This is a genomic window from Eisenbergiella sp. OF01-20 (genome assembly GCF_003478085.1).
GTDB lineage: Bacteria > Bacillota > Clostridia > Lachnospirales > Lachnospiraceae > Eisenbergiella.
Genome location: NZ_QUES01000025.1, coordinates 1 through 18855, shown reverse-complemented (window position 1 = coordinate 18855; position 18855 = coordinate 1). Strand labels below are relative to the sequence as shown.

Annotated in this window: 32 protein-coding genes and 1 riboswitch; all 32 genes read right to left on the bottom strand. The window is 45.8% G+C overall.

Features of this window, described 5'->3' with window-relative positions:
* Positions 1 to 129: 129 nt before the first annotated feature.
* A complete protein-coding gene (locus DXA36_RS22745) occupies positions 130 to 1098 on the bottom strand; it encodes a DNA-directed RNA polymerase subunit alpha (protein WP_118681727.1) in 969 nt (322 codons plus the stop codon).
* A gap of 65 nt (positions 1099 to 1163) precedes the next feature.
* Entirely contained in the window at positions 1164 to 1757 is a 594-nt protein-coding gene (rpsD, locus tag DXA36_RS22740) for a 30S ribosomal protein S4 (RefSeq protein ID WP_118681726.1), read from the bottom strand.
* Between the two features lie 74 nt (positions 1758 to 1831).
* Positions 1832 to 2227 carry a 30S ribosomal protein S11 gene (rpsK, locus tag DXA36_RS22735; RefSeq protein ID WP_021633722.1) on the bottom strand — a complete coding sequence of 132 codons (396 nt, stop codon included), beginning with the start codon at positions 2225 to 2227 and terminating at the stop codon, positions 1832 to 1834.
* A gap of 33 nt (positions 2228 to 2260) precedes the next feature.
* Positions 2261 to 2629, bottom strand: a complete 369-nt coding sequence (rpsM, locus tag DXA36_RS22730) for a 30S ribosomal protein S13 (protein WP_118681725.1) — start codon at positions 2627 to 2629, stop codon at positions 2261 to 2263.
* Positions 2630 to 3177: 548 nt separating this feature from the next.
* Positions 3178 to 3291, bottom strand: coding sequence for a 50S ribosomal protein L36 (rpmJ, locus tag DXA36_RS22725; RefSeq protein WP_023353537.1), 114 nt, complete (start codon positions 3289 to 3291; stop codon positions 3178 to 3180).
* A gap of 98 nt (positions 3292 to 3389) precedes the next feature.
* Complete coding sequence (infA, locus tag DXA36_RS22720) at positions 3390 to 3608, bottom strand: translation initiation factor IF-1 (protein WP_009256116.1); 219 nt, start codon at positions 3606 to 3608, stop codon at positions 3390 to 3392.
* Positions 3609 to 3638: 30 nt separating this feature from the next.
* On the bottom strand, positions 3639 to 3923 hold the full coding sequence (locus DXA36_RS22715) for a KOW domain-containing RNA-binding protein (RefSeq protein ID WP_118681724.1): 285 nt from the start codon (positions 3921 to 3923) through the stop codon (positions 3639 to 3641).
* An 8-nt stretch (positions 3924 to 3931) separates the two neighbouring features.
* Positions 3932 to 4687 (bottom strand): type I methionyl aminopeptidase, encoded by a 756-nt coding sequence (gene map, locus DXA36_RS22710; RefSeq protein WP_118681723.1) that lies wholly within the window; start codon positions 4685 to 4687, stop codon positions 3932 to 3934.
* A 27-nt stretch (positions 4688 to 4714) separates the two neighbouring features.
* A complete protein-coding gene (locus DXA36_RS22705) occupies positions 4715 to 5356 on the bottom strand; it encodes an adenylate kinase (protein WP_118681722.1) in 642 nt (213 codons plus the stop codon).
* 79 nt (positions 5357 to 5435) lie between these two features.
* The gene (secY, locus tag DXA36_RS22700) at positions 5436 to 6749 is read right to left on the bottom strand and encodes a preprotein translocase subunit SecY (protein WP_118681721.1); all 1314 of its coding nucleotides are present in this window, start codon (positions 6747 to 6749) and stop codon (positions 5436 to 5438) included.
* Positions 6749 to 7189, bottom strand: a complete 441-nt coding sequence (rplO, locus tag DXA36_RS22695) for a 50S ribosomal protein L15 (protein WP_118681720.1) — start codon at positions 7187 to 7189, stop codon at positions 6749 to 6751. Before rplO ends, secY begins: the two co-directional genes overlap by 1 nt.
* An 18-nt stretch (positions 7190 to 7207) precedes the next feature.
* Positions 7208 to 7393, bottom strand: a complete 186-nt coding sequence (gene rpmD, locus DXA36_RS22690) for a 50S ribosomal protein L30 (protein ID WP_009256122.1) — start codon at positions 7391 to 7393, stop codon at positions 7208 to 7210.
* Positions 7394 to 7407: 14 nt separating this feature from the next.
* Positions 7408 to 7917, bottom strand: a complete 510-nt coding sequence (rpsE, locus tag DXA36_RS22685; protein ID WP_009256123.1) for a 30S ribosomal protein S5 — start codon at positions 7915 to 7917, stop codon at positions 7408 to 7410.
* 20 nt (positions 7918 to 7937) lie between these two features.
* The gene (gene rplR / locus DXA36_RS22680; RefSeq protein ID WP_118681719.1) at positions 7938 to 8306 is read right to left on the bottom strand and encodes a 50S ribosomal protein L18; all 369 of its coding nucleotides are present in this window, start codon (positions 8304 to 8306) and stop codon (positions 7938 to 7940) included.
* Positions 8307 to 8323: 17 nt separating this feature from the next.
* Positions 8324 to 8866, bottom strand: a complete 543-nt coding sequence (rplF, locus tag DXA36_RS22675) for a 50S ribosomal protein L6 (protein WP_009256125.1) — start codon at positions 8864 to 8866, stop codon at positions 8324 to 8326.
* A gap of 55 nt (positions 8867 to 8921) precedes the next feature.
* Positions 8922 to 9323, bottom strand: a complete 402-nt coding sequence (gene rpsH / locus DXA36_RS22670; RefSeq protein ID WP_118681718.1) for a 30S ribosomal protein S8 — start codon at positions 9321 to 9323, stop codon at positions 8922 to 8924.
* 16 nt (positions 9324 to 9339) lie between these two features.
* Positions 9340 to 9525 (bottom strand): type Z 30S ribosomal protein S14, encoded by a 186-nt coding sequence (locus tag DXA36_RS22665; RefSeq protein WP_009256127.1) that lies wholly within the window; start codon positions 9523 to 9525, stop codon positions 9340 to 9342.
* Positions 9526 to 9537: 12 nt separating this feature from the next.
* Positions 9538 to 10077 (bottom strand): 50S ribosomal protein L5, encoded by a 540-nt coding sequence (rplE, locus tag DXA36_RS22660; RefSeq protein WP_118681717.1) that lies wholly within the window; start codon positions 10075 to 10077, stop codon positions 9538 to 9540.
* A 23-nt stretch (positions 10078 to 10100) separates the two neighbouring features.
* A complete protein-coding gene (gene rplX, locus DXA36_RS22655; RefSeq protein ID WP_118681716.1) occupies positions 10101 to 10412 on the bottom strand; it encodes a 50S ribosomal protein L24 in 312 nt (103 codons plus the stop codon).
* Between the two features lie 10 nt (positions 10413 to 10422).
* Positions 10423 to 10791 (bottom strand): 50S ribosomal protein L14, encoded by a 369-nt coding sequence (rplN, locus tag DXA36_RS22650; RefSeq protein WP_118681715.1) that lies wholly within the window; start codon positions 10789 to 10791, stop codon positions 10423 to 10425.
* A gap of 90 nt (positions 10792 to 10881) precedes the next feature.
* Positions 10882 to 11139: a 30S ribosomal protein S17 gene (gene rpsQ, locus DXA36_RS22645; RefSeq protein WP_009256131.1), complete on the bottom strand. Its 258-nt coding sequence runs from the start codon at positions 11137 to 11139 to the stop codon at positions 10882 to 10884.
* Between the two features lie 32 nt (positions 11140 to 11171).
* Positions 11172 to 11381: a 50S ribosomal protein L29 gene (rpmC, locus tag DXA36_RS22640; RefSeq protein WP_118681714.1), complete on the bottom strand. Its 210-nt coding sequence runs from the start codon at positions 11379 to 11381 to the stop codon at positions 11172 to 11174.
* Positions 11371 to 11808, bottom strand: coding sequence for a 50S ribosomal protein L16 (gene rplP / locus DXA36_RS22635; RefSeq protein WP_118681713.1), 438 nt, complete (start codon positions 11806 to 11808; stop codon positions 11371 to 11373). Before rplP ends, rpmC begins: the two co-directional genes overlap by 11 nt.
* Positions 11808 to 12464 (bottom strand): 30S ribosomal protein S3, encoded by a 657-nt coding sequence (gene rpsC / locus DXA36_RS22630; RefSeq protein ID WP_021633702.1) that lies wholly within the window; start codon positions 12462 to 12464, stop codon positions 11808 to 11810. Before rpsC ends, rplP begins: the two co-directional genes overlap by 1 nt.
* Before the next feature lie 48 nt (positions 12465 to 12512).
* A complete protein-coding gene (rplV, locus tag DXA36_RS22625) occupies positions 12513 to 12899 on the bottom strand; it encodes a 50S ribosomal protein L22 (protein WP_118681712.1) in 387 nt (128 codons plus the stop codon).
* A gap of 19 nt (positions 12900 to 12918) precedes the next feature.
* On the bottom strand, positions 12919 to 13200 hold the full coding sequence (rpsS, locus tag DXA36_RS22620; RefSeq protein ID WP_009256137.1) for a 30S ribosomal protein S19: 282 nt from the start codon (positions 13198 to 13200) through the stop codon (positions 12919 to 12921).
* Positions 13201 to 13214: 14 nt separating this feature from the next.
* On the bottom strand, positions 13215 to 14057 hold the full coding sequence (rplB, locus tag DXA36_RS22615) for a 50S ribosomal protein L2 (protein WP_118681711.1): 843 nt from the start codon (positions 14055 to 14057) through the stop codon (positions 13215 to 13217).
* A gap of 127 nt (positions 14058 to 14184) precedes the next feature.
* Entirely contained in the window at positions 14185 to 14484 is a 300-nt protein-coding gene (gene rplW, locus DXA36_RS22610) for a 50S ribosomal protein L23 (protein ID WP_118681710.1), read from the bottom strand.
* The gene (gene rplD, locus DXA36_RS22605; RefSeq protein WP_118681709.1) at positions 14484 to 15104 is read right to left on the bottom strand and encodes a 50S ribosomal protein L4; all 621 of its coding nucleotides are present in this window, start codon (positions 15102 to 15104) and stop codon (positions 14484 to 14486) included. Before rplD ends, rplW begins: the two co-directional genes overlap by 1 nt.
* 26 nt (positions 15105 to 15130) lie before the next feature.
* Positions 15131 to 15814: a 50S ribosomal protein L3 gene (gene rplC / locus DXA36_RS22600; RefSeq protein ID WP_118681786.1), complete on the bottom strand. Its 684-nt coding sequence runs from the start codon at positions 15812 to 15814 to the stop codon at positions 15131 to 15133.
* 164 nt (positions 15815 to 15978) lie between these two features.
* The gene (gene rpsJ / locus DXA36_RS22595; RefSeq protein ID WP_009256142.1) at positions 15979 to 16296 is read right to left on the bottom strand and encodes a 30S ribosomal protein S10; all 318 of its coding nucleotides are present in this window, start codon (positions 16294 to 16296) and stop codon (positions 15979 to 15981) included.
* Positions 16297 to 16815: 519 nt separating this feature from the next.
* Positions 16816 to 18432 (bottom strand): Na+/H+ antiporter NhaC family protein, encoded by a 1617-nt coding sequence (locus tag DXA36_RS22585; protein WP_118681707.1) that lies wholly within the window; start codon positions 18430 to 18432, stop codon positions 16816 to 16818.
* Between the two features lie 113 nt (positions 18433 to 18545).
* Positions 18546 to 18720, bottom strand: a riboswitch (Lysine riboswitch).
* Between the last annotated feature and the right edge of the window lie 135 nt (positions 18721 to 18855).

The following is an 18855-nucleotide window of genomic DNA, read 5'->3' as shown; positions in this document are numbered from 1 at the left end:
CCTTGCGCCCCAAAGTGCTTATGCACCCTGAGACACTCCAACATCTCCGCGCACATCGGACTTACCGGAAATGCCCATACAGATTTTGAGTATATCATAACTATTCCGTACCTTCACGGTTACAGCTTGTTATACGTTTATTTCATCGCTGGGATTCAGCTGAAGCCCCAGTTCCTTTAATTTCGCAAGAACCTCTTCCAGTGACTTACGGCCCAGGTTACGGACCTTCATCATATCTTCTGAAGTCTTGTTGGTCAATTCTTCTACCGTATTGATACCAGCACGTTTTAAGCAGTTATAGGAACGAACAGACAACTCAAGTTCGTCGATGCTCATTTCTAATACTTTTTCTTTCTCATCATCTTCCTTCTCTACCATAACCTCAGCGGTTTTGGCATTTTCAGAAAGGTCAATAAAAAGGCTTAAATGTTCACTGAGTACTTTTGCAGCAAGGCTGACAGCTTCATCCGGAGCCAGAGTACCGTTGGTATATACATCCAGTGTCAGTTTGTCAAAGTCAGTCACCTGGCCGACACGGGTATTGGCAACAGCCATGTTCACTCTTTCTACCGGAGTATAGATGGAATCAATTGCGATTACGCCGATAGGCAGGTCTTCGCTCTTGTTCTTCTCCGCGCTGACATATCCACGTCCCTTGGTAATGGTCAGTTCCATGTACAGCTTGCTTTCCTTGCCGCCGCTTAAGGTAGCAATTACCAGGTCGGGATTAAGAATCTCAATATCCTGATCTGCCTGAATATCTGAAGCACGGACAACACCTTCGCCTTCGAATTCGATATAAGCGGTCTTAGGTTCATTGGTTTCGCTGTTATTCTTGATTGCCAGACTCTTGATGTTCATGATGATTTCAGTCACATCTTCCTTAACACCAGGAATCGAGCTGAATTCATGCAGCACGCCTTCAATTTTCACCTGGCTTACAGCCGCACCCGGCAGAGAAGAAAGCATAATTCTTCTCAGGGAATTGCCCAGTGTAATACCGTAACCTCTTTCCAGCGGTTCTACAACGAATTTGCCGTATTTCTTGTCCTCAGAGATTTCAGCAACCTCGATATTGGGTCTTTCAAAATCAAACACTGCAAATACCCTCCTTTACGAACGAAAAGTTTCTTAATTGAAACGTTCACGCCAGCTACAAGAAATTACTTGGAATACAATTCGACGATAAGCATTTCGTCTACAGGTACGTCAATCATTTCCCTGGCCGGAAGTTCCTTAATCGTTCCTTTGAAGTTTTCGATGTCTACATCCATCCACTCCGGAACCAGTCTTCCTGCTGTAACTTCGAGGATATCTTTATATCTCTGCATTCCTTTTGCTTTTTCCTTGATTTCAATCACATCGCCTGCTTTAACCAGGTAAGAAGGAATGTTGATGCATTTTCCGTTTACCAGTACATGCTTGTGATCTACTACCTGTCTTGCTTCTCTTCTGGTTCTTGCAAAGCCCATCCTGAAGATAACGCTGTCCAGTCTGCTTTCAAGAATGGTCATCAGATTGGTACCGGTCATCCCTTTCATTCTGTCGGCTTTCTTATAGTAATTTCTGAAAGGTTTCTCCAGCACGCCGTAGATGAATTTGGCTTTCTGCTTTTCTCTCAGCTGAAGGCCGTATTCACTTACCTTCTTGCCTGCTCTTGCGTTGCTTCTGTTAGACTTCTTGTCGTATCCCAGGTACATGGGTTCCAGACCAAGGGATCTGCATCTTTTTAAAACAGGGGTTCTGTTTACTGCCATTTTTGATTTCCTCCAAATATTGTTTACAGTGCGTCAGTGCCGCACTTTCTTCCAACGTTATCTCCATTTACTGATTAAACTCTACGACGCTTGGGCGGGCGGCATCCGTTGTGAGGCACGGGAGTAACGTCCTTGATGCTGGTTACTTCCAGACCACATGCAGAAAGCGCACGGATAGCAGCTTCCCGTCCTGAACCAGGACCCTTTACAAACACGTCTACAGTCTTCAGACCGTGCGGAATAGCTGCCTTTGCAGCTGTTTCTGCAGCCATCTGTGCTGCGTACGGAGTAGATTTCCTTGAACCTCTAAAGCCCAGACCGCCGGCGCTTGCCCAGCTTAAAGCATTTCCTTCAGTATCTGTCAGGGTAACAATTGTGTTATTGAAAGATGACTGAATGTGTGCCTGTCCGCGTTCAACGTTTTTTCTGACACGTTTCTTTGTTACTTTTTTCGCAACTTTCTTAGCCATTTAAACTAACCTACTTTCCTCAATAAATTTAGATTATTTTTTCTTATTTGCAACTGTTCTCTTAGGACCTTTTCTGGTTCTTGCGTTGTTCTTGGTATTCTGTCCGCGAACCGGCAGTCCTTTTCTGTGACGGATACCCCTATAGCATCCGATTTCCTGTAATCTCTTGATGTTCAGAGCGATTTCTCTTCTCAGATCACCTTCCACAGTCATTGATTCGTCGATGACAGCGCTGAGTCTCTTTACCTCATCATCCGTCAGCTCCCTTACACGGGTGTCAGGGTTGACATTTGCCTTTGCGCAGATTTTTGTTGCGCTCGGCCTACCGATACCATAGATATAGGTAAGTCCGATCTCCACACGTTTTTCTCTTGGTAAGTCAATACCTGCAATACGAGCCATTTACGTTTCCTCCGTTTTCCTTTCGCGCCACATCCGCCCGGCGTTTTGCCGGGATGCGCGTTTCTTCACTGCGCGCCCGAAATACCTGGTCTTTACAATAAGTATTTAACGCGCAATTACACAAGGCAGACTCCACCCCTTCCGCGTCCACACGCTTCCTGGTGTATCACACCCTGTGCATACGATCAAATCGTATTAATAATAGTTACTAATTGACTGGGGCGTACTAACAGGAAAAACAAATCAAATCGGAGATTTGCTTTGTTTTTCGAGCGACTGCGGAGCAGTCGCAGCGAGAGCCATATCCTCGCTTGCCCAGCCGGACACCCATCCGGCCTTTCCGATACTCCGGTATCCGAAAAAGGATACTGAGGATGCTGCGCACCCTAATTTTCGGTATCAAAAAGTAATCTCCCGTAAACCCATGTAAGAAACCATACGGCGCCTGCAGAGCTGCCGTACTCCAACACGAATTGCCTTACGTTCAATTATTTCCAAGCACCGTCCTCAAGAACGGTACTGATGCCGCCTGAATGGAACGACAAGGATCAGCCCTGTCTCTGTTTGTGTTTAGGGTTCTCACAGATAATTCTGATCGCGCCCTTTCTCTTGATAACTTTGCACTTTTCGCAAATCGGTTTTACTGATGATCTAACTTTCATGTTAAACCTCCTTTCAAAAAAGACCGTTTTAAATTATAACATGCAAAAACGGGTAATGCAAGCCTTTCACTCACTTTTCCTGCAGAAAAGCCCGTTTTTTACTTGTCTCTCCAAATAATGCGTCCCTTGCTCAAATCATAAGGGGAGAGTTCCAGCGTAACCTTATCTCCCGGAAGGATACGGATAAAGTTCTGTCTCAGCTTTCCGCTGATATGTGCAAGCACTCTGTGCCCGTTCTCCAACTCCACCTGAAACATGGTGTTAGGCAACTTTTCTACTACGGTTCCTTCGATTTCAATTACATCTGCTTTCGACATACTTTGTTTCCTTTCTGTTTCCAATTATCATTATCCTAAGGATTTGTCCGGGGAATCTTCCCGGCTGGTGTAACGATTGATTCTCTCTCTGATCTGATTATTTCCCCAGGCCGGGTTTGCAAGATACTTCTCCAGCTCTTCCCGGGAGATCCCGGCATTTATTAACTGGATATGCTTCTTGTTTTTCTTCTTCGGATGCCGTATATCCCTGCCGCAGCCGTCCGTCAGATATACCGTTTCCTGTTCTTCTTTCATAATCAGATAAAGCGTATTCTTGTCATGCCCTGCTTTTGAGAGCGCCAGTTTTCCTGTCATACATTTCCTCATTCCCAGATTGTGAGAATATCCGGTTCACCGTCTGTTATCAGAATCGTATTTTCATAGTGGGCGGACAGGGATCCATCCTTTGTCACAACAGTCCATCCATCGTCCATCCACTCCACCGGCCAGTCTCCCATATTGATCATCGGTTCCACCGCCAGTGTCATGCCGGCCTGCAGCCTTACGCCTCTGCGTTTCTGTCTGAAGTTCGGAATCTGCGGATCCTCATGCAGGCTGGTACCGATGCCGTGTCCAACCAGATCATGGACAATGCCGTAACCGAACTGGCTCACATAATCATCAATAGCAGCGGAAATATCAAACAGATGGTTACCTTCCCTGGCCTGTTTGATTCCCACAAAAAAGCTCTGCTTCGTCACCGAAATCAGTTTTGCCGCATCCTCGCTTATGGTCCCCACCGCATGGGTCCTTGCCGCATCGGAATGATAGCCCTTATAAATAAGCCCGGCGTCCAGGCTGACTATATCGCCTTCCTTAAGGATGTGGTTACCGTTGGGAATGCCATGGACTACTTCATTATTCACAGAAACACAAATAGATGCCGGATATCCCTGATAATTCAGAAAGTTGGGTGTGCAGCCGCGGCTGCGTATTAATTTTTCGCCCAGCATATCAATGTCCAGCGTGGAAATGCCGGGACGGATAAAGGCGCCCAGTTCTTCATGAACCTCCGCCAATATCTTTCCGGCTTCCCGCATTAATTCAATTTCTCTTGCAGATTTAATGGTCACTGCCATACAAATAACCTCCGAAGGCCGCAATCCTTAACCAAGGATTTTTACAATTGCTTCAAAAACCTCTGCCATAGGAAGGGTTCCGTCAACTGTTCTCAGCACGCCTTTGGCTTCATAATACGCAATCAGAGGCTGTGTCTGTTCATGATAAACCTGCAAACGGTTTTTCACTGTTTCAGGCTGATCATCTTCTCTGCATACCAGGCTGCTGCCGCATACATCACAAATTCCTTCTTTTTTGGACGGAATGTTTACAATGTGATAGGTTGCGCCGCAGCTTAGGCAGGCACGTCTGCCTGACATCCTGTTAATGATATTTTCATCCGGCACATCCACATCCACCGCTGCATCAACGCTCTCACCCAGCTTGGCGAGTTCGCTGTCAAGCACCTCGGCCTGAGGAATGGTTCTCGGGAATCCATCCAGCACATACCCGCCGCTGCAATCCTCCTGGGCAACTCTGTCCAGAAGAAGGCGGACCGTAAGCTCATCGGGCACCAGAAGCCCTTTGTCCATGTAGCCCTTTGCTTCTTTTCCAAGCTCCGTACCGTTCTTGATATTCGCCCTGAAAATATCTCCTGTGGAGATATGGGGAACCCCGTATTTGTCAGCGATCATTTTAGCCTGGGTTCCTTTACCGGCGCCAGGAGCGCCCAACATAATAATTTTCATAGCATTTTCTCCGCTTTGAAGGATATCGCATTTTGGGACAAAACAAATGTTCTGTCCCAATTATCGTAAGTTTATAATATTAATCGTTCAAAAAGCCTTTGTAATTCCGGACAAGCATCAGGGATTCAATCTGCTTCAGAGTTTCCAGGACTACACTGACAACGATAATAAGGCTCGTTCCGCCAAAGGAAACATTCGCGCCGAAAATACCGTTGAATACAAATGGCAGTACGCAGACTATTGTCAGGCCGCATGCGCCGATAAAAATGATGTAGTTCAGAATTCTGTTGAGATAGTCGCTGGTAGGCTTACCGGGTCTGATACCGGGTATAAAACCGCCCTGCTTTTTCATATTATTCGCAATCTCAAGAGGATTGAAGGTAATCGATGTATAGAAATAAGCAAAAAAGATTACCAGAATAATATATACAACAAGACCGATGGAATAAATCGGCTCGCTCGGCTTGCACCAGTTATTTGAGCTTAATCCTTTCAGAATATGGCCCCAGACTCCCGTTCCGCTAACCCCAAGAAGCTGACAGATAATAACCGGGAACTGCATGATGGAGGATGCAAAAATAACAGGGATTACGCCTGCGGTATTTACCTTCAGCGGAATGTTGGAGGACTGTCCGCCCACCATCTTCCGTCCCTGCACCTTCTTCGCATACTGCACCGGGATTTTTCTGGTCGCATCGTTTAAGATAATAACCAGAATGACCATAGCCACAATCACCGCCAGGATAATAAGCGCCGCCAGAACAGCGGTTGCAACCGGCTTTCCTTTTACAAACTGGTTGTAAAGTCCGGCCAGATCCTGAGGCATTCTGGACACAATATTGATGGTCAAAACAATTGATATACCATTACCTACACCGTTTTCAGTAATTCTTTCGCCAATCCACATCAGGAAAGCACTTCCTGCGGTGAGCGCTGCAACTACTGTAATTACATTCAATGCATTGAAGTTTTCCAGCAGCCCGCTTCTGCCGAAGCCGATTGCCATGGCAGTGGACTCAATCAGGGCCAGACCTACCGTAACATATCTGGTGATTGCGGTCAGCTTTTTACGGCCGTCCTCTCCGTCCTTCTGCATTTCCTCAAGCTTCGGTATGGCAATGGTCAAGAGCTGTATAATGATAGAGGATGTAATATACGGCGTGATGTTCAACGCAAACAATGACATGTTCAGGAAGGAACCGCCGGTAAACGCATCAAAGAAATTAAATGCATCTCCGGTCTGCGCCGCAAACCATCTGGAAAAATAAGTCCTGTCAACCCCCGGCACAGGCAGCTGTGATCCTAAACGGATCACAACCAGCATGGCAAAGGTGTAGAAAATCTTTTTCCTCAGCTCTTTCATTTTAAATGCATTTTTAAGTGTTGTAAGCATTACATCACCTCTGCTGTTCCACCAAGTGCCTCGATTTTTTCTTTAGCGGATGCGCTGAAAGCATTTGCCTTAACATCGAGTTTTTTGGTCAATTCTCCATTTCCGAGGATTTTTACTCCATCTTTAGGATTTTTAACGATTCCCTGTTCCAGTAATGTTTCAACAGTAACGGTGGTTCCGTTTTCAAAAACTTCCAGAGCGCTTAAGTTAATTCCTACAATTTCCTTCGAGTTTCTGTTTGTAAAGCCCCTCTTAGGAATACGTCTGTATAAAGGCATCTGACCGCCTTCAAAGCCCGGTCTTGTTGCTCCGGAACGAGCCTTCTGACCTTTGTGTCCCTTACCAGCAGTTTTGCCGTTTCCTGAACCATGTCCACGGCCTCTTCTGAAGTTATCGCTGTGCTTGGAACCTTCTGCAGGCTGTAAATTTGATAATTCCATTCCTGACACCTCCTGTTCTTATGCTTCTTCTACTTTGAGCATATAACCGACATGGCGAATCATACCTCTTACGGATTCATTGTCGGGCAGCTCAACTGTTTTGTGCATTTTGGTAAGTCCCATAGCTTTTACGGTAGCCCTGTGCTTGGGAACCGCACCGATAGGAGATTTTACCAATGTAATTTTTAACATTTTTTCTGCCATTTTAAGTTTCCTCCTTAAGCCATGATTTCGTCAACAGATTTACCACGGTTAGCTGCTACTTCTTCAGGAGTCTTTAACTGGCTTAAGCCTTCGATGGTAGCAAGTACGACGTTCTGCTTGTTGTTGGAACCAAGAGACTTCGTACGGATATTTTTAATACCTGCAAGTTCGCATACGTTACGAACGGGGCCGCCGGCGATAACACCGGTACCATCAGGAGCTTTCTTAAGAAGAACGGTTGCAGAACCGAACTTGCCAAGGAAGTCATGGGTAATACTGTTGTTTTCGTCCAGTGCAACTTTTATAAGGTTCTTGGCAGCGTCTTCTTTTCCTTTACGGATAGCTTCCGGGATTTCCGTTGCTTTTCCAAGTCCAACGCCTACGTGGCCAGCACCGTCGCCTACTACGACTAAAGCTGTGAAACGGAAGTTACGACCACCCTTTACAACCTTAGTTACACGCTTGATGGAAACCACTTTTTCGGTGAGTTCCAAATTGTTTGTGTCAATGATTGTATGTCTCATTTACGATGTGTTCTCCCTTCCTAGAATTCCAGGCCAGCTTCTCTGGCCGCATCAGCTAACGCTGCGATTTTACCCTGGTATATGAAGCCGCCTCTGTCAAAGACAACAGTGGTGATTCCTTTTTCCTGAGCCCTCTTAGCAATAACAGTTCCCAAATATGCTGCTGCATCAACGTTATTGGTTTTTTCCAGTTCTGCCTTTACGTCTTTTTCAAGAGTAGAAGCGGAAACCAAGGTGTTTCCAACTGTATCGTCGATAATTTGAGCATACATATGATTATTACTTCTGAACACAGCAAGACGCGGACGGGAAGCAGTGCCGCTGAAACGGTTACGTTGTTTTCTATGCTTGTTCAAACGAACTTCTTGTCTTGATTTCTTGTTAACCATTCTTACACTCTCCTTATCTATTTCTTACCAGTCTTACCAACTTTACGTCTGATTGTCTCATCAGCATACTTGATACCCTTGCCCTTATAAGGCTCCGGTCTTCTCTTGTCTCTGATTTCAGCTGCGAATTGGCCAACTTTTTCTTTATCGATACCTTTAACGATGATGATGTTCTGGCCTTCCAGAACTGTTTCCAGTCCTTCCGGATCTTCCATCTCCACCGGGTGGGAATAACCTAAAGATAAGGTTAATTTGTTGCCGGATTTTGCTGCTCTGTAACCAACACCGTTTACTTCAAGCTTCTTCTCGTAGCCTTGGGTAACACCAACAACCATGTTGTTGATGAGTGTTCTTGTCAGACCATGCAGGGATTTCATTTTCTTTAAATCATTAGGTCTGGAAACCACGATTTCGTTTCCTTCCATCTTGATTTCCATTTCTGCAGGGAGCACTCTTTCAAGTGTGCCCTTAGGACCTTTTACAGTCACTTTATTATTTTCTGCAATTTCCACAGTAACGCCTGCGGGAACCGCGATTGGCATTCTTCCTATACGTGACATGCCCGTACCTCCTTAAATATTTGTCTAAACCTACAGTAAACGAAGTCCGCCGTTATTACCAAACAAATGCCAGTACTTCGCCGCCTACCTGAAGCTCTCTTGCCTTCTTATCTGTGATAACGCCCTGGTTGCTAGAGATGATGGCAATGCCAAGACCACCCAGAACCTTGGGAAGTTCTTCCTTGCCTGCGTATACACGGAGACCAGGTTTGGAAATTCTCTTTAAGCCTGTGATGATCTTGTGATTCTTGTCTTCTCCATATTTCAAAGTGATATGGATGGTCTTGAAAGCACCGTCATCCAGAATGTCATATTTCTTAATGTATCCCTCTTCCAGCAGAATCTGCGCGATAGCCAGTTTCATTTTGGATGAAGGTACATCTACGGTATCATGTTTTGCAGTATTTGCATTACGGATTCTTGTAAGCATATCTGCAATCGGATCGCTCATTGTCATTTGAATTGCCTCCTTCTTACCAACTTGCTTTCTTTACGCCGGGGATCTGTCCTTTATATGCCAGTTCACGGAAGCAGATTCTGCAGATTCCGTATTTTCTCAACACTGAATGTGGACGACCACAGATTTTGCAACGGGTATATTCTCTTGTGGAGAATTTCGGTTTACGCTGCTGTTTAATCTTCATTGCTGTTTTAGCCATGAATGAACCTCCTTATTTCTCAAAAGGCATGTTGAATAATCTCAGTAATTCACGTGCCTCTTCGTCAGTCTTTGCAGTAGTAACGATGATAACATCCATACCTCTTACTTTGTCAACCTTATCGTATTCGATTTCAGGGAAAATAAGCTGTTCTTTAATGCCCAGCGCATAATTTCCCCTGCCGTCGAATGCATCAGGATTAACGCCCCTGAAGTCACGTACACGGGGAAGTGCCAGGTTTACAAGACGATCCAGGAAATCATACATTTTCTCACCACGAAGGGTTGTTTTACATCCGATTGCCATACCTTCCCTGATTTTGAAGTTAGCGATGGAGTTCTTCGCCTTTGTAAGTACTACATGCTGTCCTGTGATTGTTTCAAGGTCCTTCACAGCGGATTCCAGAGCCTTTGCATTGTCCTTTGCTTCGCCAACACCCATGTTGATGACGATTTTATCCAGCTTCGGAACTTCCATAACATTTTTATATCCGAACTTCTTAGTCATTGCCTCTACAATTGTATCATTGTAAATGTCTTTCAGTCTGCTCACGTTTACGGCCTCCTTCCTTAGAATTAATCAATTACGTCGCCGGTTGATTTAGCAAAACGTACTTTCTTGTCATTTTCAACTTTGAAACCGATTCTGGTCGGCTTTCCTTTGTAGACATACATTACGTTGGACATATCAAGCGCAGCTTCTTTTTGAATAATTCCGCCGTTCTGGTCTGCTGCAGACGGTTTCGCATGCTTGGTTACCATGTTCACGCCTTCAACAACCACTTTGCCGTTCTTCTTATCTACGGAAAGAACTTTTCCTTCTTTGTCCTTATCCTTACCGGCGATTACCTTAACAGTATCGCCTTTTTTAATTTTCATTGTTGACATAGGGCACCTCCTATAATACTTCGGGAGCCAGAGATACAATTTTCATAAACTGTTTCTCACGAAGCTCTCTTGCTACCGGCCCAAAGATACGGGTTCCTTTGGGAGTCTTGTCATCTTTGATGATTACAGCAGCATTTTCGTCAAATTTGATATAAGAACCGTCTTTACGACGAGCGCCTTTTACCGTACGTACAACAACAGCTTTTACCACGTCACCTTTTTTTACAACGCCGCCTGGTGTTGCATCTTTGACGGTGGCAACGATAACATCGCCGATATTCGCATACCGTCTTGTGGAGCCACCCATAACTCTGATGCACAGGAGCTCTTTTGCACCGGTATTATCAGCAACTTTCAATCTGCTTTCCTGTTGAATCATGCTAATTCTCCTTCCAACCAGATTCATACCCGTTTTATTGGGAGCAGAACCTGTATTCCAAATTATTGCAAACGTTAGAAATAACGCTATTTATTTTGCTCTTTCGATAATTTCCACAAGTCTCCATCTCTTATCTTTGGAGAGCGGTCTTGTTTCCATAACTTTAACGGTATCGCCGATGTTGCAATCGTTGTTCTCATCATGAGCTTTCAGCTTGTAGGTTCTCTTAACGATTTTGCCATAAAGAGGATGTCTTACATGATCTTCTACAGCAACAACGATAGTTTTCTGCATTTTATTACTAACGACTTTACCAGTACGTGTTTTCCTCAGATTTCTTTCTTCCACGTTGATGTGCTCCTTTCTGGAATGGTAACGGCTTACTGAGAAGCCTTGGCTTTTTCAGTAATGAGGGTCTGGATTCTAGCGATATTCTTCCTTACCTCTTTGATTCTTGCCGTGTTATCAAGCTGATTTGTTGCGTTCTGGAATCTCAAATTGAAAAGTTCTTTTTTAGCATTTACCAGTTCCTGTGCTAAATCAGCGTCGGATTTTTTCTTTAAATCTTCAACATACTGTTTAGTTTTCATTTGATACACCGCCTTCCAAATCTGCCTTAGAAACAACTTTACATTTACAAGGAAGCTTATGCATAGCAAGACGTAATGCTTCTTTTGCGGACTCCTCAGGAACTCCTGCAATTTCGAACATTACACGTCCGGGCTTAACAACTGCTACCCAGTATTCCAGAGTACCTTTACCGGAACCCATACGTGTTTCTGCTGGTTTTGCTGTTACTGGTTTGTCAGGGAAAATCTTAATCCAAACTTTACCGGTACGTTTTGTATAACGTGTAAGCGCGATACGGGCTGCTTCAATCTGATTGGATTTAATCCAGCAGGGTTCTGTTGCAACCAAACCGTATTCACCGTAAGTGATAGTGTTGCCGCGCATTGCTTTGCCTGCCATAGAACCGCGGAACTGTTTACGACGTTTAACTCTTTTAGGCATTAACATTATTTATCGCTCCCTTCCTTGTTTCCTTTCGCAGGAAGTATTTCGCCCTTGTAGATCCATACTTTAACACCAACTTTACCGTATGTGGTATCTGCTTCCGCAAAACCGTAATCGATATCAGCTCTCAGTGTCTGAAGCGGGATGGTTCCTTCACTGTAGAATTCGGTACGGGCCATATCTGCTCCGCCAAGACGGCCTGCACATGCTGCTTTAATACCCAGCGCACCAGCCTTCATGGTTCTGCCCATGCAGGATTTCATAGCTCTTCTGAAAGATACACGGTTTTCCAGCTGCTGGGCAATGTTCTCTGCAACCAGCTGTGCATCCCTGTCAGGTCTCTTGATTTCTTTGATGTCAACAAGAACTTTCTTGTCTGTCAGCTTGGACAGCTCTTTCTTGGTAACTTCGATTTCCGCACCGCCCTTGCCGATAACAACACCCGGCTTGGCTGTGTAGATGATAACCTTTACTCTGTCGGATGCTCTTTCGATTTCAATCTTGGAAACACCGGCGCTGTAAAGTTTTTTCTTTAAATATTTTCTGATGTTGTAATCTTCTACTAAAAAGTCTGAAAACTCAGCGTCTGCATACCATCTGGAGTCCCAATCTTTGATGACGCCGACTCTTAAGCCATGAGGATTAACTTTCTGTCCCATATTTTCTCCTTTCACGTTTGCCCCGTCAGGGACAATTCCTTCCTCGGATTATTTCTCATCCAGCACCAAAGTAATGTGGCTCATTCTCTTTTCGATTCTGTAAGCCCTTCCCTGTGCCCTGGGATGTACTCTCTTCATTGTAGGTCCTTTGTTTGCAAAGCACTGTGCAACATACAGGTTATCTTTATTCAACCCCAGGTTGTTTTCAGCGTTTGCAATTGCAGATTCGAGTAACTTCTTAATCAGGCTGGATGCATATCTGGGATTGTATTCCAGGATAGCCAGTGCTGTCGTTACGTCTTTGCCTCTGATGGCATCCAGTACGAAGCATGCTTTCTGTACAGAAACCCTTGCGTATGATAACTTTGCAGAAGGTCTTGTATCTTTATTTGCATTTCTTTCTCTCTTTATTTGAGTTCTGTGTCCTCTTGCCATGGATAAAACCTCCTTTCAATTATCTCAGTTTGGATTTCTTTTCGTCTTTTCCATGTCCTCTATAGGTTCTGGTGGCAACAAACTCACCCAGCTTGTGTCCGACCATATCTTCTGTTACATATACAGGCACATGTTTTCTCCCGTCATGGACAGCAATTGTGTGTCCAACAAAGGACGGGAAGATTGTAGAACGACGGGACCAGGTCTTGATAACCTGTTTCTGTCCGGCAGCGTTCATTGCATCTACTTTCTTGAGGATGCTTGCATCAGCAAACGGTCCTTTTTTCAGTGATCTAGCCATTGATTCTTTCCTCCTTATTTAATAGCCTTACCGTCTCTTCTTCTTACAATCAGCTTGTTGGACGCTTTCTTCTTCTTACGTGTCTTCAAGCCGAGTGCAGGTTTGCCCCAAGGAGTACTCGGGCCCGGACGACCAATACCGGTCTTACCTTCACCACCACCATGAGGATGGTCATTGGGGTTCATAACGGAACCGCGGACAGTGGGACGGATTCCCATGTGGCGTGTACGTCCTGCTTTACCAATGTTGATCAGGTTGTGGTCGCCGTTGCCAACAACACCAACGGTTGCGCGGCAGATAACGGGTACCATTCTCATTTCACCGGAGGGAAGTCTCAGCGTTGCATATTTTCCTTCTTTAGCCATCAGCTGTGCGCCGTTACCAGCGGAACGAACCAGCTGACCGCCTTTGCCGGGATATAATTCAATGTTGTGTACCTGGGTACCAACAGGAATCTCAGATAAAGGAAGGCAATTACCGATTCTTACTTCTGCGTGAGGGCCGTTCATGATTTTCATGCCATCCTTAAGTCCTTCGGGAGCCAGGATGTAAGCCTTCTCACCGTCTGCATAGCAGATCAGTGCGATGTTTGCGGTTCTGTTGGGATCGTATTCGATACCGATTACAGTTGCCGGAACATCATCTTTATATCTCTTGAAATCGATAACTCTGTATTTTCTTCTGTTTCCGCCGCCGCGATGTCTGACGGTGATTTTACCCTGATTGTTACGGCCGGCATTCTTCTTCAGAGATACGCAGAGGCTCTTTTCCGGAGTTGACTTTGTAATCTCAGCGAAATCGGAACCAGTCATATTTCTTCTGGAAGGTGTATATGGGTTGTATGTCTTAATTCCCATGATTTTGTCTCCTTTTCTTCATCATTTATTGTCGTGCTTGATTTGCACTTAGCAGGAGAAACGGAAGGGTTAAACCGTACCGTGTGTCTCCCGATGCAAGTACAGCAGGTACCTGCATCCGCGTATCCTACAGGCCGGCGAAGATTTCGATATCTTTGCTGTCGGCTGTCAGCTGAACAACCGCTTTCTTGGTCTTTGCAGTCTTTCCAACGACCATTCCGCGTCTTCTGTTCTTGCCTTCACAGTTCTGTGTATTTACGCTCTTAACCTTGGTTCCTTCGAACATCTTCTCCACAGCTTCTTTGATCTGGGATTTGTTTGCTTCCGGATGAACAAGGAAAGTATATTTCTTATCTCCCATACCAGCCATGCTCTTCTCAGTGATGACGGGTTTGAGGATGACATCATAATATTTTACGTCAGCCATTATGCGTACACCTCCTCGATAGTCTTAACAGCATCCTTGGTAAGAACTACGGTGCCGGCCTTCATTACATCATATACATTCAAAGTGCTTGTCAGTGTTGTATTGACGGTGGGCATGTTCTTAGCGCTCATTACCACATTCTTATCATTTTCATTAATGATTACAAGACCTTTGTTCACTTTCAGGTTATCCATAACCTGCTTGAAGTTCTTTGTCTTGATTTCGTCAAACTTCAGTTCATCCACAACGATGAGCTTGTTTTCCTGTACTCTGCTGGTTAATGCAGATTTGAGAGCAGCTCTCTTTTCCTTCTTGTTAAGCTTGAAGGAATAATCTCTCGGCACGGGAGCGAATACCACACCGCCGCCGGTCCACTGAGGAGATCTGGTTGAACCCTGTCTTGCATGACCGGTTCCTTTCTGTCTCCAAGGTTTTCTGCCGCCTCCGGAAACTTCAGAACGGGTCTTTGCCTTCTGTGTTCCCTGACGCTTGTTGGCAAGCTGCTGAACAACTGCCATGTGTACCAGGTGCTCATTCACTTCCACACCGAATACTGCATCGCTCAAGTCAAGTGTTCCGACTTCCTTGCCTTCCATATTATAAACAGCTACGTTAGCCATTGTTAGTTCCTCCTTTCACCCCTAATTTAAGCATCCATTCTTGTGGTTTCTTTAATAGTTACCAGTGCTTTCTTAGGGCCCGGTACTGCGCCTTTTACCAAAAGCAGGTTGTTCCCCGCATCAACCCTTACAACTTCCAGGTTCTGAACGGTAACCTTTACGCAGCCCATATGTCCAGGCATTCCTTTTCCCTTAAATACACGGCTCGGTGAGGAGCATGCACCATTAGAACCCTGATGACGATGGAATTTGGAACCGTGAGCCATAGGTCCTCTGTGCTGGCCATGTCTCTTAATAGCGCCCTGGAATCCTTTACCTTTGGAAATAGCGGTTGCATCCACTTTATCTCCGGCAGCGAAGATATCAGCTTTGATTTCCTGAGCCGGTGCATATTCGGATGCGTTGTCAAATTTGAATTCCCTTACATATCTCTTGCAGGAAACTCCGGCTTTATCGAAGTGGCCCTTCTGAGCCTTATTAACACCATGTCTGTGAATAACTTCTTTCTTGCCGCCCTTGTCTTTGTTGACTGTTCTTTCTTTTTTGTCTACGAATCCAACCTGTACGGCGCTGTAACCGTCGTTGTCAACTGTCTTGACCTGGGTTACCACGCAGGGGCCGGCCTGAAGTACGGTTACCGGAATCAGGGAACCATCTTCATTGAAAATCTGTGTCATTCCGACTTTAGTGGCTAAAATCGCTTTGTTCATGAATTTTACCTCCTTGTTTTCTACATAGCGGAATAGTCTCGGCGCCGCCGAGCCGAAGCATCCTGTCCTGCAGGCTGCCTGAAGAACGCCTGCACCGTTTTCCGGCGCTGCTGTTCTCCTCCCGGACACCATTCATACGTCTTTGTAGAGGTTTGTTGTGTTGATTATTTGGTTTTCATTTTGATGTCGATGTAAACACCGGCAGGCATTTCCAGTCTCTGCAGAGCATCTACCGTTTTGTTGGTAGGAGCGATGATATCAATCAGTCTCTTGTGGGTTCTCTGCTCAAACTGTTCTCTGGAGTCTTTGTACTTGTGTACGGCCCTCAGAATCGTAACCACTTCCTTCTTAGTAGGAAGCGGTACAGGTCCGCTCACCTGTGCTCCGTTCTTCTTAACTGTTTCGATGATTTTCTTGGCAGACGCATCAACGAGCTGATGGTCATAAGCTTTCAATGTAATTCTCATTACCTGATTTGCCATAAAAAAAGTCGCCTCCTTTTCGCACTTTTTGTTGAAGTACGACAAGCGGTGACTGTACACTCTCCCGTGTGTGTCCTAAATTTTGACGTATCAATACGTCTGCGACTGTTGGAACCTCATCCCGTTCCTTCAGGACTTTTCACGCGGTTGTTTCTGTTAAATAACAGACTTCATTGCTTGTACAGTGACTTGTCGTCAGTTTCCTAACTTGACATTCGCTCCACGGAAAACCTGCTAATTCAGCAGCAACCTCACGCTTCATCGCTATCATGTCACAGCATTTGTTATTATACTGGTATTTTCCTGAAGTTGCAAGCTTTTTTTCTTAAAAAAATAATTTTTTTTGTAACAGGTAACAGTGCAGACAGCCTCTTGTGTCCTGTGCCCTCCCCTGTTCTCCCCGGGGCTGCGGCGCAGGGGAGAACAGGGGAGGGGATGCCGCAGGACAAAAATGGTTCTTTTTGTCAGGACGGCAGTGTACGGTTTCTTCCTATTATATAGAAACTGCTGCAAGAGCGGTTACATGGCATTCTCTCTCTGCCGCTCTTTTATCACAAGAAGCACGCCTGTCAGCATAGCCAGCCCTATCGGCAGCGTTATCCATGCACTTTTCACAAATCCCGCCAGAAGATAGGTCACAAAGGATACGGCCGCCACGGTGATCACATAAGGCAGCTGGGTTGTTACGTGATTAACATGGTCGCACTGCGCTCCTGCGGAAGCCATAATAGTGGTGTCCGATATGGGGGAGCAGTGGTCGCCGCATACGGCGCCGGCCATGCATGCAGCGATGGATATAATCATCAGCTGGGGATCAGACTTTTCAAATACGGCAACGACGATAGGAATCAGGATGCCGAAGGTCCCCCAGCTCGTACCTGTGGCAAAAGCCAAAAAACAGCCTACCAGGAATATAATAGCCGGAAGCAGGTTCATCAGTCCTCCTGCGGCCTGTTTTACCGCTTCTGCCACGAACACGGCTGCTCCCAGGCTGTCCGTCATCGATTTAAGCGTCCAGGCAAAGGTGAGAATCAGGATCGCCGGCACCATAGCCTTAAATCCGGACGGCAGGCAGGCCATACAATCTGTAAAGCCCAGGACTTTGCGGACACAGTAAAAAAGAATGGTAATAACCATGGCAAAAAAGCTTCCCAGCGCCAGGCCCACCGAAGCATCACTGTTGGAAAAGGCCGTAATGAAACCGGCTCCTGCAAAGAAGCCGCCCGTATATATCATTCCGATAATACAGCAAAGGATCAATATGATAATAGGAACTACCAGATCCACTACTTTCCCTATGGGATTAGCAGTATCCGGCTCCGCCTCTTTTTCTTCTTTTTTGCCGGATGAGAAAAGATCCCCGTTCTTCGCATTTCTTTCATGATCCGCCATCGGACCGTAGTCAAACTTCATAACCACCAGGATAATCATCATGGCAATGGTGAGCAGCGCATAAAAATTATAGGGAATGGCCCGGATAAAGATAGAGAACCCATCTTCCCCCTCCACAAAACCGGTAACTGCCGCCGCCCAGGATGAAATCGGCGCAATAATGCATACGGGCGCCGCCGTAGCGTCAATCAGATAAGCCAGCTTTGCCCTGGATACATTATGCCTGTCCGTCACAGGACGCATTACGCTTCCCACAGTGAGGCAGTTAAAATAATCATCAATAAAAATCAGCACTCCCAGTACAATGGTGGAAATTTGCGCACCTTCCCGGCTTTTGATTTTCTCCCTGGCCCAGCGCCCGAAGGCAGCGGATCCTCCCGCACGGTTCATCAGGCTCACCATGGCCCCTAATATCACAAGGAATATCAGAATCCCCACATTATAACCATCCGAAAGCACCGCAATAAACCCGTTTTGGAAAATATGGGTAACCGTGCCTTCAAACCGGAAGCCGGAATAAAACAGACCGCCAACCAGGATTCCCACAAACAGGGAACTGTATACTTCCTTGGTAATCAGTGCCAGCACAATTGCCACAACGGGCGGCACCAGCGATGCAAAGGTTGCGTACATGGCCGGAGCCGGCGCTTCCCCGTCTGCCGCCAGAACCGTCATGGATGCCATCGCTGTCAAAAACAGCATCAGCACCACTCCTCTGGTTATTTTCTTTCCCGATTTCTTCATACAACAAACTCCTCTCTTTCCCCTCTGCAGCAGGTTGCTTTTCCACACAAAAAAGACCCTGAATGCGGCGCTGCCAAAACACATTCACGGTCTTCTGCTTTCTCAAAGCTATTATCCCAGATAGCGCTCCACATTCTTGTGACAGTGCACGGCATATTCTGCCGTGCCCCAGAGAAAATCCCCCGGACCGGGGACGTTCTCTTCGGCGGTCTTTCCTTTCCCCTGCGGACGGCTGTCCTGCTCCCTTGCCCGCCTGGTACTGATAAAGCCCGCGCCTCTATCATTCTGTATTCTCTTTTGTGTATGTATACAGACATACTAACATCACATACTGTAAAAAACAAGTGGTAAGTACAAATAGGGTGTAGATAAAAAGTATGGCGTCCCCCGGCCCTGCTTCCCTGTGCGGCCTGCTGCCCTGCA

Coding starts and splice junctions, on each gene's coding strand:
- rplD (WP_118681709.1), bottom strand. CDS start 15,104: ATGGCTAACGTAGCTGTTTATAATATGGAAGGCAAGGAAGTCGGAACA.
- rpsM (WP_118681725.1), bottom strand. CDS start 2,629: ATGGCTCGTATTGCAGGTATTGACTTACCAAGAGAAAAACGTGTGGAG.
- secY (WP_118681721.1), bottom strand. CDS start 6,749: ATGCTTACAACACTTAAAAATGCATTTAAAATGAAAGAGCTGAGGAAA.
- rplR (WP_118681719.1), bottom strand. CDS start 8,306: ATGGTTAACAAGAAATCAAGACAAGAAGTTCGTTTGAACAAGCATAGA.
- rpsC (WP_021633702.1), bottom strand. CDS start 12,464: ATGGGACAGAAAGTTAATCCTCATGGCTTAAGAGTCGGCGTCATCAAA.
- rplO (WP_118681720.1), bottom strand. CDS start 7,189: ATGGAATTATCAAATTTACAGCCTGCAGAAGGTTCCAAGCACAGCGAT.
- DXA36_RS22705 (WP_118681722.1), bottom strand. CDS start 5,356: ATGAAAATTATTATGTTGGGCGCTCCTGGCGCCGGTAAAGGAACCCAG.
- rplW (WP_118681710.1), bottom strand. CDS start 14,484: ATGGCTGACGTAAAATATTATGATGTCATCCTCAAACCCGTCATCACT.
- DXA36_RS22585 (WP_118681707.1), bottom strand. CDS start 18,432: ATGAAGAAATCGGGAAAGAAAATAACCAGAGGAGTGGTGCTGATGCTG.
- map (WP_118681723.1), bottom strand. CDS start 4,687: ATGGCAGTGACCATTAAATCTGCAAGAGAAATTGAATTAATGCGGGAA.
- rplP (WP_118681713.1), bottom strand. CDS start 11,808: ATGTTAATGCCTAAAAGAGTTAAACGTCGTAAACAGTTCCGCGGTTCT.
- rplN (WP_118681715.1), bottom strand. CDS start 10,791: ATGATTCAACAGGAAAGCAGATTGAAAGTTGCTGATAATACCGGTGCA.
- rpmD (WP_009256122.1), bottom strand. CDS start 7,393: ATGGCAGAAAAAATGTTAAAAATTACATTGGTAAAATCTCCTATCGGT.
- DXA36_RS22715 (WP_118681724.1), bottom strand. CDS start 3,923: ATGACAGGAAAACTGGCGCTCTCAAAAGCAGGGCATGACAAGAATACG.
- rpmJ (WP_023353537.1), bottom strand. CDS start 3,291: ATGAAAGTTAGATCATCAGTAAAACCGATTTGCGAAAAGTGCAAAGTT.
- rpsD (WP_118681726.1), bottom strand. CDS start 1,757: ATGGCAGTAAACAGAACCCCTGTTTTAAAAAGATGCAGATCCCTTGGT.
- rpsH (WP_118681718.1), bottom strand. CDS start 9,323: ATGACAATGAGCGATCCGATTGCAGATATGCTTACAAGAATCCGTAAT.
- rplF (WP_009256125.1), bottom strand. CDS start 8,866: ATGTCACGTATAGGAAGAATGCCAATCGCGGTTCCCGCAGGCGTTACT.
- infA (WP_009256116.1), bottom strand. CDS start 3,608: ATGTCGAAAGCAGATGTAATTGAAATCGAAGGAACCGTAGTAGAAAAG.
- DXA36_RS22665 (WP_009256127.1), bottom strand. CDS start 9,525: ATGGCTAAAACAGCAATGAAGATTAAACAGCAGCGTAAACCGAAATTC.
- rplX (WP_118681716.1), bottom strand. CDS start 10,412: ATGTCAACAATGAAAATTAAAAAAGGCGATACTGTTAAGGTAATCGCC.
- rplC (WP_118681786.1), bottom strand. CDS start 15,814: ATGAACAAAGCGATTTTAGCCACTAAAGTCGGAATGACACAGATTTTC.
- rpsE (WP_009256123.1), bottom strand. CDS start 7,917: ATGAGACATACAATCATTGACACAAACAATTTGGAACTCACCGAAAAA.
- rpsJ (WP_009256142.1), bottom strand. CDS start 16,296: ATGGCAAATCAGGTAATGAGAATTACATTGAAAGCTTATGACCATCAG.
- rpsK (WP_021633722.1), bottom strand. CDS start 2,227: ATGGCTAAGAAAGTTGCGAAAAAAGTAACAAAGAAACGTGTCAGAAAA.
- rpsS (WP_009256137.1), bottom strand. CDS start 13,200: ATGGCTAGATCACTGAAAAAAGGACCGTTTGCTGATGCAAGCATCCTC.
- rplV (WP_118681712.1), bottom strand. CDS start 12,899: ATGGCAAGAGGACACAGAACTCAAATAAAGAGAGAAAGAAATGCAAAT.
- rplB (WP_118681711.1), bottom strand. CDS start 14,057: ATGGGAATTAAGACATACAACCCATATACACCTTCCAGAAGAAATATG.
- rpmC (WP_118681714.1), bottom strand. CDS start 11,381: ATGAAAACTAAACAGTATGTTGAAGATTTAAAGAAAAAATCCGACGCT.